This is a genomic window from Chthoniobacterales bacterium (assembly GCA_036569045.1).
GTDB lineage: Bacteria > Verrucomicrobiota > Verrucomicrobiia > Chthoniobacterales > JAATET01 > JAATET01.
On record DATCRI010000046.1, the window covers coordinates 1 to 14,508 of the forward strand.

Below are 14,508 nucleotides of genomic sequence, written 5' to 3' on the forward strand. Positions count from 1 at the left end.
GCCCTACAAATCCCCTTCACTGGCGCCCCCGCCGCACCTCCGCCCACATCGTCACCCCCGCCATCGGCAAAGCGCCCATGGACCAGATTTCCACGGCCAGCGTTCTGAAGGAACTGGCCGAACTTCCCCGCGGAGGATGAGCTTACTGCTTGGCAAAAAAGGTCTGCATGTCCTATGCGTCAATCCCGTTTGGTTCTCATGGCGGCAGACAAATTCCTTTTCCAGCAATTTCCCCTCGGCCCGGCAATTTTGATCAGCGCCATCGTTTTGATCCTGCCGGGCTGCTCGCGGCCATCAAAAACTCCCGAACAGGAATCCACCGCGCCTGCTCCCGTAAAATCTGCCGCAACCCCGGCGCCGACCACCAGCAATCCGCCAAAGGGACCGGAAAGCGAGGTCTACTACGTCGTGAAATCCTTTTCCGTGACCACCGATTCCGGAGTTCATGGCTTCCGACCCGGGATGGCGGTGCGACTCGTGCGAAAGGACGGAAACATGCTGGTCGTCGCCGATGGACGCCTGAGAGTTCGCGCGGCGGCCACCTATTTCTCGCGCAATCCCGATGATCGGGGCCCTCGAGCTCCAATCAGTCAGACTCCCGCTCAGCCGACAGCGATCCCGGCGAAGGCCGCCGACCCCTCGAACGCCGCGTCGTCATCCTCGGCAGTCTCCTCGAAATCGGCCTCGCCAACGCCGAATTTCCAGACCCTTCTCGAACGAAAGGCCGCTCGCGCTGCCGCCGAAGCCAAGGCCGCTCGTGAAAAACTTGTCAAAGCGTTGAAGGCGGAGGTTGGGAATCTGGATAAGCGAATCAAAGCCGCAGAAATGGAAATTTCTGCCCGTGGCTCCAAGCAGGCCGCAAATCCGAGACATTACACCTATGACGCGTGGGGAAATGCGGTCCTCTATCAAGGCACCTACGTCGTCACCTATTCCGCAGACGCGACCGGCATCGAGCAACTCCGCTCCGACCGCGACCGCCTCAAACAGCGCCTGGCCGATCTCACCGCGGAATAGCGCCGGCTCCCTCAGGCGAACTACCAGTCCTTCTTCTCGCGAGGCTTCGTTCCTTTTTCCGCGAGGTTCCTGAACTCCACGATGCCGGCGGCGATCGCCGCCGCGTAGCTCTCTCGCCAGATCGGACTCGCGATTTTTGCCGCGTCGCCGGGATTCGTGAGGAAGCCTCCCTCGATGAGGATCGCCGGCGTGGCGGCGTCCTTCAGCACGACGAATCGCGCCCGTTTGACGCCGCGATCCTCGACGCCAAGTTTCCCGACAAGCGCATGCTGCACCGCATTCGCGAGCGTGAAATTCACCGGCTCGAGGGCGTGGCCGCGTTCCGGCATCCGGTCCCGCGCCATGACATTATCCTGCCCACTGGGCGGAGCGCCGAGCGGCGAGATCGCGTAGGTCTCGATGCCGTTCGCCGAGGGTTTCCAATCGGCCGAGTTGTAATGAATGCTCACGAAGATCGCGCCCGAGAGCCGGTTGGCCACGCGGGGTCGCGCCTCGAGATCGATGAACGTGTCGCTATTCCGCGTCTGCACGACCTTCAGGCCGGCCGCCTCCAGCTTCTTCCTCAGCCGTCGCACGGTATCGAGGGTGAATTCCTTCTCGGAACCGAAGGGTGATCGCGCGCCGTTATCGTGTCCGCCGTGGCCCGCGTCGAGCACCACCGTGCGGAAGGGCTTCATCCCACCGACTTTCTCCGGTCGCAGCGCGGGATCGATCGTGCGACTCACGTCGAATTTCGAGACGCAGGCCCCGCCTTCTCCGGGCAGCGCGGGAAACGAGAGCCAGTGCCGCACGCCATCGATCATCGCCTCGCGGCTCCCCACCTCGACCTGCAGCGACCTGCCATTCCCGTTCGCCGCAAATTTCTTCCCGGAGCTGGTCGGCGCACCGAGGCCGTAGAACTCCGCCGCGCTCGCGAGCGTGACGTAGTCCCGCCCGCCGATCGGCACAATCTTCCAGTCCGCCCGCGCGACCTGCACAAACAGGCACGCCAGAAATATCACCCACCGCATGTCCGGAGTTTTCACCACCTGAACACCTGGGCACCAAGACAATTCCTTGGCGCCGCGATGTCGCGGGGCGAAATCTCAAAACGTCACGCCGCACTGCGCGCCGAGCACGAGGGCGTTCGGCACGGTGTGCGTGCCGCCGGGATTGATGACGTATTGAAGATTCGGCTGCACGAAGAGCCACTTGTTGAACTGCACGCGATGGCCGAATTCGAAGACGAGCTCGTAATCGGGATAGCCGCCGCCGGCGGATTGCGTGGCGCGCGCGTAGTCCTTGCTGAACTCACCGTAAACGACGCCGAGCATGGTCTGATCCTCGTCGCGCGTGGGAATGAGCCCCTTGTAGGCGGCGCCGCCGTTCACCTGGAACGGAAGCTTCGCGATGTTCTGCTGCGGCGACCACACGAACGCGCTCCAGAGCGTGAGCCCCTGATCCGATCCCGGCGCTTCCTGGAAAACCATCTGGTCCATGTGCCAGTAGAAACCGTAGGAATTCGTCGCCTTGTCCAGCGTGCCGAACTGCGGGAACTGCCACGGAGAGAGATACGCGCCGAACCAGTAATGACCGGGCAGCCCCTTCATTGTCGTGACGACGGGCTGCTTGAAACTCTTCGCCGCGGTCTTGCCATCCGCCCCCTTGCCACCGGCGAGCGTCTTGCCGTCGGCCTCCGCGGGCTGCTCGACCGGCCGCTTGAAGAACTCCGGAGTCCATCCGAACTGGCTGATGAACAGCACGCCATCATCGGGGCGAATGCTCCAGTCCAGACCGTGATAGGCGCGATCGAAGACGCGGGAGGAGACCTGATAGGCGCCGAACATGGCATTGAACTCCGGCGTCGGGTCGATGCGCAGCCGCGCCGCCCACACAGCCCATGGATACGCGGAGAACTGCGTGTTCACCGGCAGCGCCTGGGGGTTCCCGTCGATGCCGTTGTTCATGTAGAGCCAGTAGATCGGCGAGCTGCCGAAGTCGTCGCCGGTCGCAAAACGACCGAGCTTGATGGCCACCTTGTCGTCGAGAAGCTTCTGCTCGAAGGCCAGCGCGTAAAACATCGCCGTCTGGCCGCCGTAGACCTGCTGGACGGTGAACTGATTCGCGAGCGCGATCTCCGAAAGGCTCTGGCCCGAGCGATTCAGGCCGCTCACGGTGAGCGAGCCGCCCTTCCAGCCGACGAGCTTCTCGAGATCGAGCGCGACTCCAAAGCCGACGTTGTCCGTGTAGGTCGCCGTGCGCTGTTTGCCGCCGACGACGTTGCCGGCGATGTTGTTCGTGTAGGTGAGGGAGAATTCGATGCCGTTCTCCGTCTTGAGCATGTTGCGAATGTTCCACCAATCACCGCTCGCCGCCTCGCCATCCCACCACTCGCGCGAGCCGATGTAATTCGATGGCCGGGGATCATAGTAGTCCCAGAATCGGGATGTGCCGCCGACTTCCGCCTGCGCGGCGCCGGGAAGGAACGTGAAAACGACGAATACGGCCGCGAGGGAGAGGCGGAGTTTCATAAGGGGGATTGGGAATACAGTGACTAATCCTCCCACTGATTGGCAATTCCGAAGACGGTCCCGCCCCGCTTATTTCACGACGATGTTCACGAGCTTGCCGGGCACGACGATCACCTTCACGACCGTCCTGCCATCCGTCATCTCGCGCACCTTCGCATTCGCCAGCGCGATCTCCTCGAGGGTGGCGGATTCCGCGGCCTTCGGCACCGTCACGCGATCGCGCAACTTGCCGTTCACCTGCAAAGCAATCTCCACCTCGTCATCCACGAGATATCTCTCGTCGTAGGCCGGCCACGCCTGCTGCGAAGCGCGGCCTTCGAAGCCGAGGCGAGTCCACATTTCCTCCGCAAGATGGGGGGCAAACGGACTGAGCAGCGGCAGCAACACGCGCAGCGCGCCAAGCGGACGCGGATCCGCGCTCGTGAACTCGTTCACGAAAATCATCATCTGCGAGATCGCGGTATTGAACGCGAGGGCCTCGATATCCTCGGTGACCTTCTTAATCGTCGCGTGCACGACGCGCGCCTGCCTGCCCGTGAACTCGGTTTCCGCGAGCGCCAGCGAGAGAGCCCACTCGCCCTCCTGGTTCTCCTCGAAGCCAAGACGCCACACGCGAGCGAGGAAGCGGAAGACGCCTTCGACGCCCTTCATGCTCCACGGCTTCATCTGCTCGAGCGGCCCCATGAACATCTCGTAAAGGCGCAGCGAGTCCGCGCCATATTCGGAAATCACCTCATCGGGATTCACGACGTTGCCGCGGCTCTTGGACATCTTCACGCCATCGCTTCCGAGGATGAGGCCCTGATTCACGAGACGCTGGAAGGGTTCCGGCGTCGAAACCTCGCCGAGATCGAACAGCACCTTGTGCCAGAATCGCGCGTAGAGCAGGTGCAGCACAGCGTGCTCCGTGCCGCCGACGTAGAGGTCCACGCCGCCGGGTTTTCCGGTATTCATCCAGTATTTCTCGGCTTCCTCGCCGACGAAGCGGCCGGCGTTCTCGGAATCGCAGTAGCGCAGGTAATACCAGCACGAGCCCGCCCACTGCGGCATCGTGTTCGTCTCGCGGCGGGCGGCTTCGGAATAGCGCACCCAGTCCACGGCCTTCGCCAGCGGCGGCTCGCCCGTGCCGGTCGGCTTGAAATCATCCATCTCGGGCTGCACGAGCGGCAGATCCGCCTCGTCGAGCGCGCGATGGCGACCGTTTTCCCACACGATCGGGAACGGCTCGCCCCAGTAGCGCTGCCGGGAGAACAGCCAGTCGCGCAACTTGTAGTTCACGCGGCCGGCGCCGACGCCGCGTTCCTCGAGCCACGCGATGATCGCGCGCTTCGCCTCGGGCGTCGCCTTTCCGTCGAGGAATCCGGAATTCACCGCAACGCCGTCGCCCGTGAAGCCTCGCCAATCCACGCCCTCCGGCGCCTGCACGACCTGGACGACCGGCAGCTCGAACGCCTGCGCAAACTCGAAGTCGCGCTCATCATGCGCGGGCACGGCCATGATCGCGCCGGTGCCGTAGCCCATCAGCACGTAGTCGGCCACCCACACGGGAATCCGCGCTCCGTTCACGGGATTCACCGCAAAAGCGCCGGTGAACACACCGCTCTTTTCCTTCGCGAGGTCGGTGCGCTCGAGGTCGGACTTCGACGACACCTTCTTTTTGTAATCGGCGACGACCTCGGCCTGCTCCGCCGTCGTGATGGCCTCGACCAATGGATGCTCGGGCGCGAGCACCATGTAGGTCGCGCCGAAAAGCGTATCCGGCCGCGTCGTGAAAACCTCGATTCCGAATTCCGAATTCTCGATTCCGAATTCGACCGACGCCCCCTCGCTGCGGCCGATCCAGTTTCGCTGCAGGAGCTTGATCGACTCCGGCCAGTCCAGCCCGTCGAGCTCGTCGATGAGCCGCTGCGCGTAATCGGTGATGCGCAGCATCCACTGCCGCATCGGCCGCCGCTCGACCGGAAAGCCACCGACCTCGCTCTTGCCGTCGACGACTTCCTCGTTCGCCAGCACCGTGCCCAGCTGCGGGCACCAGTTCACCGGCCGGTCCGCGATGTAGGCGAGGCGCACGCTGTCCGGATCCTCGCCCGCGTAGGTCTCGATCGACTCCGCGCGGTTCGTCGCGGGATTGAACCACGCGCCGTAGAGCTTGAGAAAAATCCACTGCGTCCACCGGAAATACGCGGGGTCCGTCGTGCTGATCTCACGCGACCAGTCGTAGCTAAAACCGATGCCCTGCAACTGCTCGCGAAAGCGCGCGACATTGCGCTCCGTCGTCACACGCGGATGCTGCCCGGTCTTGATCGCGAACTGCTCCGCCGGCAGGCCAAAGGCATCCCAGCCCATTGGGTGCAGCACGTTATGGCCCTGCATGCGCTTCGTGCGCGCGAGGATGTCCGTCGCCGTGTAGCCCTCGACGTGGCCGACGTGCAGCCCCTCGCCGCTCGGGTAGGGAAACATGTCGAGCACGTAGTATTTGGGCCGTGTCGGGTCGAAGCCTGCGTCACCGGGATTCGGCGTGCGGAACGCGCCGGTGGCGAGCCACTCCTGCTGCCAGCGGGACTCGAACTCGGGAAAGGGAAAGGGCTTGCGTTGCGACATCGTCTTGTTTTCGGGAACCGCGAAGTCTGCCCGCTGCCCGCCGAAAAGAAAACCCCGAAGCGCGCTCCCGCCTCGCACCCGGCAATTGGGTCTTGTCGATCCCCGAAATCCGTCAAATTCTGACGCCCCTTTCCACCTGACCGATTTTCCCCGCGCGCATGGAGCCCGACATCTTTATCTACCAGCATCTGCCCAAATGCGGCGGCCGCTCCTTCATCCACCAATGCAAGGAATGGTTCCACACCGCGCACGAGAATCCCGGCTCCTACCCGAGCAAGGAACAGGTCGCGGCCTTCGCGGAATCGAAGCTCGATTTCGATGCCCTCCCGCGCCCCTGCCTCGTTCACGGGCATTTGATCCAGGCCGGCATCCGCCCCTGCGAACGCTACGCTGCCGAGATCGCCGCCGGAAAATGCCGCGTCGTCACCATCGTGCGCGACCCGCTCGAACGCCGCATCTCCGCATACTTCCACCGCGCCCGGAAAGGCCGCCCCTGGCCCGACTCCCTCGAGCATTGGATGGCCCACACGCGCAACAACCTCGCCTCCTACCTCGGCGTCACCGCCGAGACCTGGCGCGCGCGCCTCGATGACTTCTTTCTCGTCGGGACGACCGAGGAGCTCCAGTTGACGATCAATCTCATGGCCGCGAAGACCGGCCACCCGCCCGTGCCGGCCCCGCCGCATCTGAATCCCTCGCCGCGCAGCGAATACGAGATCGCTCCCGCCGCGATCGAAAAATTCCGCGTCGAGAACGCCCTCGACTACGACATCCACCGCTACGCCGTCGAACGCCTCCACCGGGAAGCCGCCGCAGCCGGCCTCGCCTGACGCTCCATGCAACGTCTCATCCTCGCCACCCGCAACGCGCACAAGACCTCCGAAATCGCCGCCATGCTTGCAGATACGTTCGAGGTTGCGGATCTGCGCGACGTGCCCGACGCCCCCGAGGTCGAGGAAACCGGCACGACCTTCTCCGAGAATGCCGCATTGAAGGCGCTCGCCATCTCCCGCTTCACCGGCGGCTGGGCGCTCGCGGATGATTCCGGCCTCGAGGTCGACGCCCTCGACGGCGCGCCCGGCGTCTATTCCGCCCGCTTCGCCGGCCCCTCCGCGACCGATGCGGACAACAACGCGCTTTTGCTTCAGAAACTCGCCACGCTCGCGGCCGCGCCCCGCACCGCGCGCTTCCGCTGCGTGCTCGTGCTCGCCCGCGCCGGGGAATTCGTCGCGGAGTTCGCCGGCGCCGTGGAAGGCCGTTTGCTCGACACGCTCTCGGGCGCCGGCGGTTTCGGCTACGACCCCTTGTTTGTGCCCGACGGCTACGATCGCAGCTTCGGCGAGCTTCCGGCCGCGACCAAGAACGCCATCAGCCATCGCTCCCGCGCCCTCGCCGGGTTCCGCGAGTGGCTCGCGACGCACCCGATCGATTGAGCCGCGCCTTGTTTTCGCGCCCGTCGTGTGCGAATTCTTCCCGCATTCCATGAACTTCCGCCGCTCCGTCGTCGCCCCGACGCCGATTCTCTTCAACGTGACGGCGTTCATCGATATTCTCCTCGTCCTTTGCTTTTTCTTTCTCCTGACGTGGTCGAACCGCACCAAGGAGACTGATCTCAAGATCGCGCTGCCCCAATCCTCGCAAAAGCAGGCGCCGCAGGCCCCGGCCGCGCCGATGATCGTGAACATCCGCTCCAATGGCGAACTCAGCGTCAATGCGCGCACCGTCACCTTCGAGGAGTTCCAGACGCTCGTCGGCAAGCTCGCGAAGCTGAATCCCGACCAGACCGTCGTCATCCGCGGCGACCGCAAGTCCCAATACGATCTCGTGCTCCGCGTGCTCGACGCCTGCAATGCGGCGGGTGTCACGTCCGTCGGCTTCGCCGCCAGCATTCCGAAATAGGTCCGGCCTCGGACTTCTCGTTTTCCCCGCGAAGAGGCTTGAGGCCGGGGGTTCGCCGGTGTTAAGCAACTCGCCGTCCGTCCTCGCTCCCCCGAAGGACTGTCATCCCAAGCTCCCAGCATTTTTTTCACCGCCTCCCCATGATTTCGGCATCCCCTCTCTTCGCCGCCGCCGCGGTCGACCTCAAATGGATCGATTACACGATCCTCATCGCCTACACCGCATTCGTCGTCGGCATCGGCTTTGCGCTCAAGCGCTACATGAAGACGTCGGCGGACTTCCTGACATCCGGGCGCAGCATTCCCGCGTGGGTGACCGGTCTCGCCTTCATGTCGGCCAACCTCGGCGCGCTCGAACTCGTCGGCATGGCCGCCTCCGGCGCGAAATACGGCATCTCGACCGCGCACTTCTACTGGGTCGGCGCGATCCCGGCCATGATCTTCCTCGCGGTGTTCATGATGCCGTTCTACTACGGCTCGAAGGCCCGCTCCGTGCCGGAATACCTCAAGATGCGCTTCGACGAGCGCGTCCGCGCGCTGAACTCGCTCACCTTCGCGGTGATGACCGTATTCGCCTCCGGTATTTCGATGAACGCGCTGGCGAAGCTGCTCAACCAGCTCCTCGGCTGGGACTACCACGCCGCACTGTGGATCTGCTCCGGCATCGTGTTGATCTACGTGCTCAAGGGCGGCCTCACCTCCGCGATCTACACCGAGGTGCTCCAGTTCTTCATGATCGTGCTCGGCTTCGCGCCGGTCGTTTACCTTGGCCTCAAGGATGTCGGCGGTTACGGCGCACTCAAGGACACCCTCCAGAAGGTCGCGGTCGACCCGATGGCGCTCGGCCTCAACGACAAGACCTTCCAGCCTGACGCCTGGACCTCCGCATGGACGCCGCTCCTCGGCGGTCCCAGCGCGAACCCGATGGGCGTCGACATCTTCGCCATGGTCTTCGGCCTCGGCTTCGTTCTCTCCTTCGGCTACTGGTGCACGAACTTCCTCGTCGTCCAGCGTGCCATGGCGGCCCGCAACATGACGGCCGCGCGCCAGACGCCGCTCATCGCCGCCGTTCCAAAGATGCTCATGCCCGTGCTGGTCATCCTTCCCGGCATGCTCGCCATCGGTCTCGCCACCCTGAACAAGGGTTACGAACTCCCGAAGGTCGAAGTCACGCAGAGCGATGTCTCCGCCGCCGTGAAGGAGTTCCAGACGGCCACCGCCGCGAAGCTCGCCCCCGAGAAAGTCGCGAGCACCGTCGCCGGCAAGCTCGGCGCGTTTGGCTTCAAGCCGGAATTCGCCGCCGTCATCGCGCAGGCCGAGGCCGCGCCGATGAGCGACGCCGAGGTCACTGCGGCCATCCAGCAGAACTTCGTTCCGAAGAACGACTACGACGGCGTCATCCTCTCCCTCGTCCAGAAATACTGCCCGCCCGGGCTCCTCGGCCTCGCGCTCACCGCGCTGCTCGCCTCGTTCATGTCGGGCATGGCCGGCAACGTGACCGCCTTCAACACGGTCTGGACCTACGACCTCTACCAGGCCTACGTCGCGAAAAACAAAAGCGACGCCCACTACGCCTGGATGGGCCGCTTCGCAACGATCGCCGGCATCCTGCTCTCCATCGCCTGCGCCTACTTCGCGAAGAACTTCAACAACGCGATGGATGTCGTGCAGCTCGTTTTCGGCTTCGTGAATGCCCCGCTCTTCGCGACCTTCCTGCTCGGCATGTTCTGGGTCCGCACCACCGGCACCGGCGCCTTCCTCGGCCTGCTCGGCGGCACCGCCACTTCGGCAATCTTCCACGGCTTCTCGCTTGCCTCCGGCAATGCCGTCGGGGTGAAGGGCGGCTACTTCGCCCAGATGTTCCATGTCACCCCGGCCAGCTTCCCGAGCGAAATGGCGCAGAACTTCTGGCTCGCGACCTTCGCCTTCGGCGTCTGCCTCATCCTCACCATCGTCATCTCGCTGGCCACCAAACAAAACAAGACCGTGGAGGATCTCCGCGGCCTCGTTTACTCCCTCACCCCCCGTATTCAGGAAGAAAACGTCGCCTGGTATGCCCGTCCGGGTGTGCTGGGGTTGATTCTCCTCGCCTGCTGCATCATCCTCAACATCATCTTCTGGTAATCCCATGGGCCTCGATATCCGCCTCCCCATCGGCCTGATGTTCTCCCTCATCGGCCTTCTCATGACGGGCTACGGCCTTGTCACCCCCGCGGCGCTTTACGAGCGATCGCTCGGGATCAACGTGAATCTCTGGTGGGGCATCGTCCTCGTCCTCTTCGGCGCATGGATGCTCATCTCGAGCCTCCGGCCCGGGAAGAAGAAGTAGCCCCGGCGCTCAGGCCGGCTTCGTGGCCACAAGGTGGATCATCGGCCAGTGCCAGGTGATCCGCCCGTCCTCGACCGCAAGGGAATAGTAGTCGCGCACCGGCCGCGACGCGGCGGCGATCAGCTTCCGCACCCGCTCCCGATTCGCCGGCGCTGTCGCCGCCGTTTCGAAATACCATTCGAGATCGGGCTGTCTGCGCCGGCAGATCTCGATGCGGTCGACCTTCAGCCCCGCACTCTCGCAAAGTTTCCGCCACACCGAAGGCTTCAAAAACCTCCCGTGGCTCGGGTCGCGCCATTTTTCGAGGTCGTGCAACCACGCCTCCGCTTCCGGCTTGTCGTCGGGAGCGGTGCCATCGACGACCAGAAGCATTCCGCCGGGCTCGAGCACCCGTGCCGCCTCCCGAACGAATGCCGCCGGATCACTGAAATGGTGCGCCGCCACGCGACAGGCCACGATCCGAAAGCTCCGGCCGGGATACGGCAATTCCTCCGCCGGATGCTGGCGCGTTTCGGAGAGAAAGCCCTCTTCCTCGAGCAACTCCGCCGCCCGCCCGAGCATTTGCTGCGAAATATCCGCCAGGGTCACCCGATAGCCACGCCGCGCCAGCCACAGGGCGGTATGCCCGCCACCCGTCGCCACGTCGAGCGCCGGACCAACCGCGGGCATTTCCAGTCCCGCAACGGCGCTTTCGAGATCGCCCACATCCGCCAGCACATGGGATCGGCCGTAGCGATCGCTCTGCCGGTCGAACTGCGCCTGCGCGGCCCGCTGCGAGTCGTCGAGATTCATCGCACCTCGAGAATGAACACCAGCCGTCCCCGGCCCCATTGCGGGCCGCGAATGTAGAGCGGCGCCCCGCGGGCCAGCCTGACCTTGGAAGTCACGACGAGCCGCTTCTTCAGGTAGAGATCCAGTTGCACCGTGTAACTGGCCGCGCCCCGATCGAGGCACCGCACCTTGAGGAAGACCACTTTCGTCGGCACGATCCATTCCTCGCTGCCCTTGACGATTTCCCGTTTCTTGGAACCGAGCAGGTAGAGCGAATTGACTCCGAAAATGGTGCGCAGTCCGGGGGCGTAGGCCGCCAGTTCTTTTGGAACGGGCTTCGGCGGCCGCTCATTCGTGCCGAGCACCAACGCTGCCCAGATTTTGTCGTCGGCCCGGCCCAACGGAACCAGCGACAGCAACACCAGCGCAACGAGCCACGCAATTCCCCCCCGGCTCCTCATCATTATTTGAGACGCTCGGTCGCCGGAATGAACCCGGCATCGTCCACCCACAACACGGCGCCATTGCCACCCGGAGCGGCGAAAGCATAGGCCCCGAGCTTCGGATCGCTCGAACGGGCATCGATCACCTGCGAGATGAAGCGGGCCTCGTTCGGCACGCCGCCGTCGCGGGGCATCCACATCCAGGAAAGCACCGCCGCCACCGCCGCGAGAAAGACCCCCGTCCAGGCCAGCCGCCCGATCGGGAACCAGCCCCGCACCGGCCTGGCAGCTTCCGCCACCGGCGTCTCCCGCCGGATCGCCTCGAGCACCTGACTATTCAGGAAGTCCGAGTGAGGCACGGCCGTCGGCACGACCACCTCCCGCATCAAACCACCGAGGGCGCGCCACTGGGCCGCGTCCGCCAGCGCCGCTTCGCGATCGGGCAGCTCGGCCTCGAATTTCGCTCGCTCCGGCTCGTCGAGCTGCCCGTCGAGCCATGCGGTGTATCGCTCTTCAAAGTTCTTCATAAAAATCCCTCAACTGTTCCTGTAATTTCTTTCGCGCGTAGAACAACCGGGACATCACCGTGCCGATCGAGCAGCCGACCGCATCCGCGATCTCCTGATACGAAAAATCCTCGATTTCCTTGAGCACGATCACCGCCCGGTGATCAGCACTCAGCGTTCCCAACGCCTGTTCAAAACGGGACCGCATTTCCGCGCGATCGAGACTGTCCCCCGGACGGGCCGGTTGCGCGGGCGTGGTGTGCGACGCGGCATCGATCGTCATGGGCACCGCCTCGAATTCCGTCTGCGGATGCGCCTGGCGACGGCGCACGACGTCGATCGAAGCATTCGTCGCAATCCGGGACAGCCAGCTCCGCAGGCTCGCCGATCCATCGAAACGCGCGAGGTTCTTCCACGCGCGCAGAAAGGTCTCCTGCGACACGTCGAGCGCCTCCTCGTGATTTCTCAGGATGTGATAAGCGACCATAAACACTCTCTCGCGGTGGAGCGTGATGAGCTGGTCGAAAGCCTGCGTGTCGCCCTGCCGGCAACGGCCCAACAGGTCGGCTTCATTCGCCAGTTCGTCACTTTCCATGTTTGGAGACGCGACGAACGCGGCCTTTATTCAAAGAAATTACAGTTCGCCCCGACGGCGGCGCAATTCCTGCCGGAATTCGCCCATCATATCCACGATGCACTCGCGGATGGGGAAAAGGAGCTCGTTGACGCTGCCGAGATCCTCGTCGTCGATGAGCCCGGCCTGGCGGAGGCGGCTGGCCGCGCCGAGGGCGTCGTTCGCCGCCTTCACGCTGCGCTTGAGATAGGCGATCGTCATGCCCACCTCGGAAAGGTCGTCCCCGCAAAGGGCCGCGGCGAGCTTCGCGCCACAGATCGCGACACGCGTCGCGAGTTCCACCGCCACGGGATGGTCCTTCAGCGCCTCGCGCTCTTCGACCATGGTGAAGACGCGCCGGTTGAGCTCCATGCTCTGCATGTAGACCTCCGAGTGCTGCAACTCGTCGAGCTCCGCATCCTCGTCTTCGTCCTCATCCTCTTCGGATTCCTCGTCGCTGTCCTGAAGCGTCTCGAGCCAGTCGGAGGTCTCCTCCTCTTCGTCATCGTCGTCCGAATGATTCCAGCCCATCTCGCGGGCAATGATCTCATCCCGCTCGGGATGATCCTGATACTTCTCGAACAACTGGAAATACTGCTCGGTCTTGCGGTCCTGCTGCTGGAGGAAGCGCTCCCACTGATACTCGTCCCAGAGCTCAGGACACCCGGAATTCTCTTCGGCCATTAACTCCTCATTAGTTCACGTCCGGATCGGCTGCAATGGGTTTTTCGCGCACGGTCTGAAGGCGCAACTGCCCGCATGCCGCCGCGATGTCGTGTCCCTTCTCCCGACGAATCGTCGCCACCGCGCCCAGACTGCGCAACACGGCCATGAATTCGTCCTGCACGCGCACGGACGGGCGGCTCCACTCCAGCCCTTCGACGTTGTTGTAGGGGATGACGTTCACCTTGGCGTCGAGCCGCTTCGTCAGGCGGCCGAGCTCCGCCGCCTGCTCGAGACTGTCGTTGACTCCCTCGATGAGAATGAACTCGAACGTGAGCTTCTGCTTCTTCTTCGACCGGAAATACGCACAGGCCTCGAGCAACTCCGCGAGCGGATATTTCCGGTTCACGGGCATGATGCGATTGCGAACGTCGTCCGTCGCCCCGTGCAGCGAAATCGCGAGACGAATCTGCAGCGGCTGGTCCGCGAGGTCGCGAATGCGCGGGACGAGGCCGCTCGTGGAGACCGTGATGTGCCGCGCGCCAATCTCCGTGCCCCAGGGCGCGTTGAGAATGCCGATCGCCCTCAGCAGGTTGTCGTAGTTCGCCAGCGGCTCGCCCATTCCCATGAAGACGATGTTGTTCACGCGCTCGCCGGATTCCGCCTCGACCCGCAAGAGCTGGTCGACGATTTCTCCCGCGTCGAGATTGCGCTTCCAGCCGTCCAGTCCGCTCGCGCAAAACTTGCAGCCGTAGGCGCACCCGACCTGCGAGGAAATGCAGATCGTGCGCCGGTCTGAGGCCTCGCCATAGAGCGACGGGGACGCGGGAATGAGCACGGTCTCGACCATCTGGCCGTCGCGCAGGCGAAACAGAAACTTCTGCGTCGTGTCGTGGGAACCCGTTTTACGCACGACCTCGAGCGGCCGCTCGTCGAATTCCACGCTCAATTTCTCGCGCAACTCCGCGGGGAGATTCGTCATGTCGGCGAACCGCGCGACGCGTTTGCGATACAGCCACTCGATCACCTGCCTGGCGCGGTAGGTGCGTTCGCCGATGGCCTCGAACCGGCCAGCCAGTTCGTCCAAGGTAAGCGATTTGATCGATTGCATCGCCGCAAGTTACCACGGCGGCCCGGCTCCGCGAGGCGGAAACGCG

General features: G+C 63.9%; 15 protein-coding genes. 6 read left to right on the plus strand and 9 right to left on the minus strand.

The genetic code is table 11. The annotated features are described in order from the left end of the window. The first annotated feature begins 423 nt into the window (after window positions 1-423). Entirely contained in the window at window positions 424-1,017 is a 594-nt protein-coding gene (locus tag VIM61_08735) for a hypothetical protein (GenBank protein ID HEY8900485.1), read from the plus strand. A 20-nt stretch (window positions 1,018-1,037) separates the two neighbouring features. On the opposite strand, the gene VIM61_08740 is transcribed toward VIM61_08735, so the two are convergent. From VIM61_08740 to leuS, 3 genes are all read right to left on the minus strand, one after another. Beyond that, entirely contained in the window at window positions 1,038-2,027 is a 990-nt protein-coding gene (locus VIM61_08740) for an N-acetylmuramoyl-L-alanine amidase (protein HEY8900486.1), read from the minus strand. A gap of 75 nt (window positions 2,028-2,102) precedes the next feature. Next, the gene (locus VIM61_08745) at window positions 2,103-3,527 is read right to left on the minus strand and encodes a carbohydrate porin (GenBank protein HEY8900487.1); all 1,425 of its coding nucleotides are present in this window, start codon (window positions 3,525-3,527) and stop codon (window positions 2,103-2,105) included. A gap of 69 nt (window positions 3,528-3,596) precedes the next feature. Beyond that, a complete protein-coding gene (gene leuS / locus VIM61_08750; GenBank protein HEY8900488.1) occupies window positions 3,597-6,128 on the minus strand; it encodes a leucine--tRNA ligase in 2,532 nt (843 codons plus the stop codon). A gap of 158 nt (window positions 6,129-6,286) precedes the next feature. Here leuS and VIM61_08755 point away from each other — a divergent pair, with 158 nt between their 5' ends. The 5 genes from VIM61_08755 (at window position 6,287) to VIM61_08775 (ending at window position 10,355) form a co-directional block, all read left to right on the plus strand. After that, on the plus strand, window positions 6,287-6,958 hold the full coding sequence (locus VIM61_08755; GenBank protein ID HEY8900489.1) for a sulfotransferase domain-containing protein: 672 nt from the start codon (window positions 6,287-6,289) through the stop codon (window positions 6,956-6,958). Between the two features lie 6 nt (window positions 6,959-6,964). After that, window positions 6,965-7,561 (plus strand): RdgB/HAM1 family non-canonical purine NTP pyrophosphatase, encoded by a 597-nt coding sequence (gene rdgB, locus VIM61_08760; GenBank protein HEY8900490.1) that lies wholly within the window; start codon window positions 6,965-6,967, stop codon window positions 7,559-7,561. A 49-nt stretch (window positions 7,562-7,610) separates the two neighbouring features. Beyond that, window positions 7,611-8,027 carry a biopolymer transporter ExbD gene (locus tag VIM61_08765; protein HEY8900491.1) on the plus strand — a complete coding sequence of 139 codons (417 nt, stop codon included), beginning with the start codon at window positions 7,611-7,613 and terminating at the stop codon, window positions 8,025-8,027. Between the two features lie 140 nt (window positions 8,028-8,167). Beyond that, complete coding sequence (locus VIM61_08770; GenBank protein HEY8900492.1) at window positions 8,168-10,150, plus strand: sodium:solute symporter family protein; 1,983 nt, start codon at window positions 8,168-8,170, stop codon at window positions 10,148-10,150. Window positions 10,151-10,154: 4 nt separating this feature from the next. After that, the gene (locus tag VIM61_08775; protein HEY8900493.1) at window positions 10,155-10,355 is read left to right on the plus strand and encodes a hypothetical protein; all 201 of its coding nucleotides are present in this window, start codon (window positions 10,155-10,157) and stop codon (window positions 10,353-10,355) included. Between the two features lie 9 nt (window positions 10,356-10,364). Here VIM61_08775 and VIM61_08780 read toward each other — a convergent pair whose 3' ends face one another. From VIM61_08780 to rlmN, 6 genes are all read right to left on the minus strand, one after another. After that, the gene (locus VIM61_08780; protein ID HEY8900494.1) at window positions 10,365-11,147 is read right to left on the minus strand and encodes a methyltransferase domain-containing protein; all 783 of its coding nucleotides are present in this window, start codon (window positions 11,145-11,147) and stop codon (window positions 10,365-10,367) included. Beyond that, on the minus strand, window positions 11,144-11,491 hold the full coding sequence (locus VIM61_08785) for a hypothetical protein (GenBank protein ID HEY8900495.1): 348 nt from the start codon (window positions 11,489-11,491) through the stop codon (window positions 11,144-11,146). The genes VIM61_08780 and VIM61_08785 overlap by 4 nt, the downstream gene beginning before the upstream one ends. Before the next feature lie 98 nt (window positions 11,492-11,589). Continuing rightward, on the minus strand, window positions 11,590-12,096 hold the full coding sequence (locus tag VIM61_08790; protein HEY8900496.1) for a hypothetical protein: 507 nt from the start codon (window positions 12,094-12,096) through the stop codon (window positions 11,590-11,592). Further along, complete coding sequence (locus VIM61_08795; protein HEY8900497.1) at window positions 12,083-12,670, minus strand: sigma-70 family RNA polymerase sigma factor; 588 nt, start codon at window positions 12,668-12,670, stop codon at window positions 12,083-12,085. Before VIM61_08795 ends, VIM61_08790 begins: the two co-directional genes overlap by 14 nt. Before the next feature lie 39 nt (window positions 12,671-12,709). Then, window positions 12,710-13,372: a hypothetical protein gene (locus VIM61_08800; protein HEY8900498.1), complete on the minus strand. Its 663-nt coding sequence runs from the start codon at window positions 13,370-13,372 to the stop codon at window positions 12,710-12,712. A gap of 10 nt (window positions 13,373-13,382) precedes the next feature. Further along, window positions 13,383-14,462 carry a 23S rRNA (adenine(2503)-C(2))-methyltransferase RlmN gene (gene rlmN / locus VIM61_08805; protein ID HEY8900499.1) on the minus strand — a complete coding sequence of 360 codons (1,080 nt, stop codon included), beginning with the start codon at window positions 14,460-14,462 and terminating at the stop codon, window positions 13,383-13,385. Window positions 14,463-14,508 lie beyond the last annotated feature (46 nt).

Coding starts and splice junctions, on each gene's coding strand:
- VIM61_08795 (HEY8900497.1), bottom strand. CDS start 12,670: ATGGAAAGTGACGAACTGGCGAATGAAGCCGACCTGTTGGGCCGTTGC.
- VIM61_08745 (HEY8900487.1), bottom strand. CDS start 3,527: ATGAAACTCCGCCTCTCCCTCGCGGCCGTATTCGTCGTTTTCACGTTC.
- VIM61_08770 (HEY8900492.1), top strand. CDS start 8,168: ATGATTTCGGCATCCCCTCTCTTCGCCGCCGCCGCGGTCGACCTCAAA.
- VIM61_08790 (HEY8900496.1), bottom strand. CDS start 12,096: ATGAAGAACTTTGAAGAGCGATACACCGCATGGCTCGACGGGCAGCTC.
- VIM61_08740 (HEY8900486.1), bottom strand. CDS start 2,027: ATGCGGTGGGTGATATTTCTGGCGTGCCTGTTTGTGCAGGTCGCGCGG.
- VIM61_08800 (HEY8900498.1), bottom strand. CDS start 13,372: ATGGCCGAAGAGAATTCCGGGTGTCCTGAGCTCTGGGACGAGTATCAG.
- VIM61_08775 (HEY8900493.1), top strand. CDS start 10,155: ATGGGCCTCGATATCCGCCTCCCCATCGGCCTGATGTTCTCCCTCATC.
- rlmN (HEY8900499.1), bottom strand. CDS start 14,462: ATGCAATCGATCAAATCGCTTACCTTGGACGAACTGGCTGGCCGGTTC.
- rdgB (HEY8900490.1), top strand. CDS start 6,965: ATGCAACGTCTCATCCTCGCCACCCGCAACGCGCACAAGACCTCCGAA.
- VIM61_08765 (HEY8900491.1), top strand. CDS start 7,611: ATGAACTTCCGCCGCTCCGTCGTCGCCCCGACGCCGATTCTCTTCAAC.
- leuS (HEY8900488.1), bottom strand. CDS start 6,128: ATGTCGCAACGCAAGCCCTTTCCCTTTCCCGAGTTCGAGTCCCGCTGG.
- VIM61_08780 (HEY8900494.1), bottom strand. CDS start 11,147: ATGAATCTCGACGACTCGCAGCGGGCCGCGCAGGCGCAGTTCGACCGG.
- VIM61_08755 (HEY8900489.1), top strand. CDS start 6,287: ATGGAGCCCGACATCTTTATCTACCAGCATCTGCCCAAATGCGGCGGC.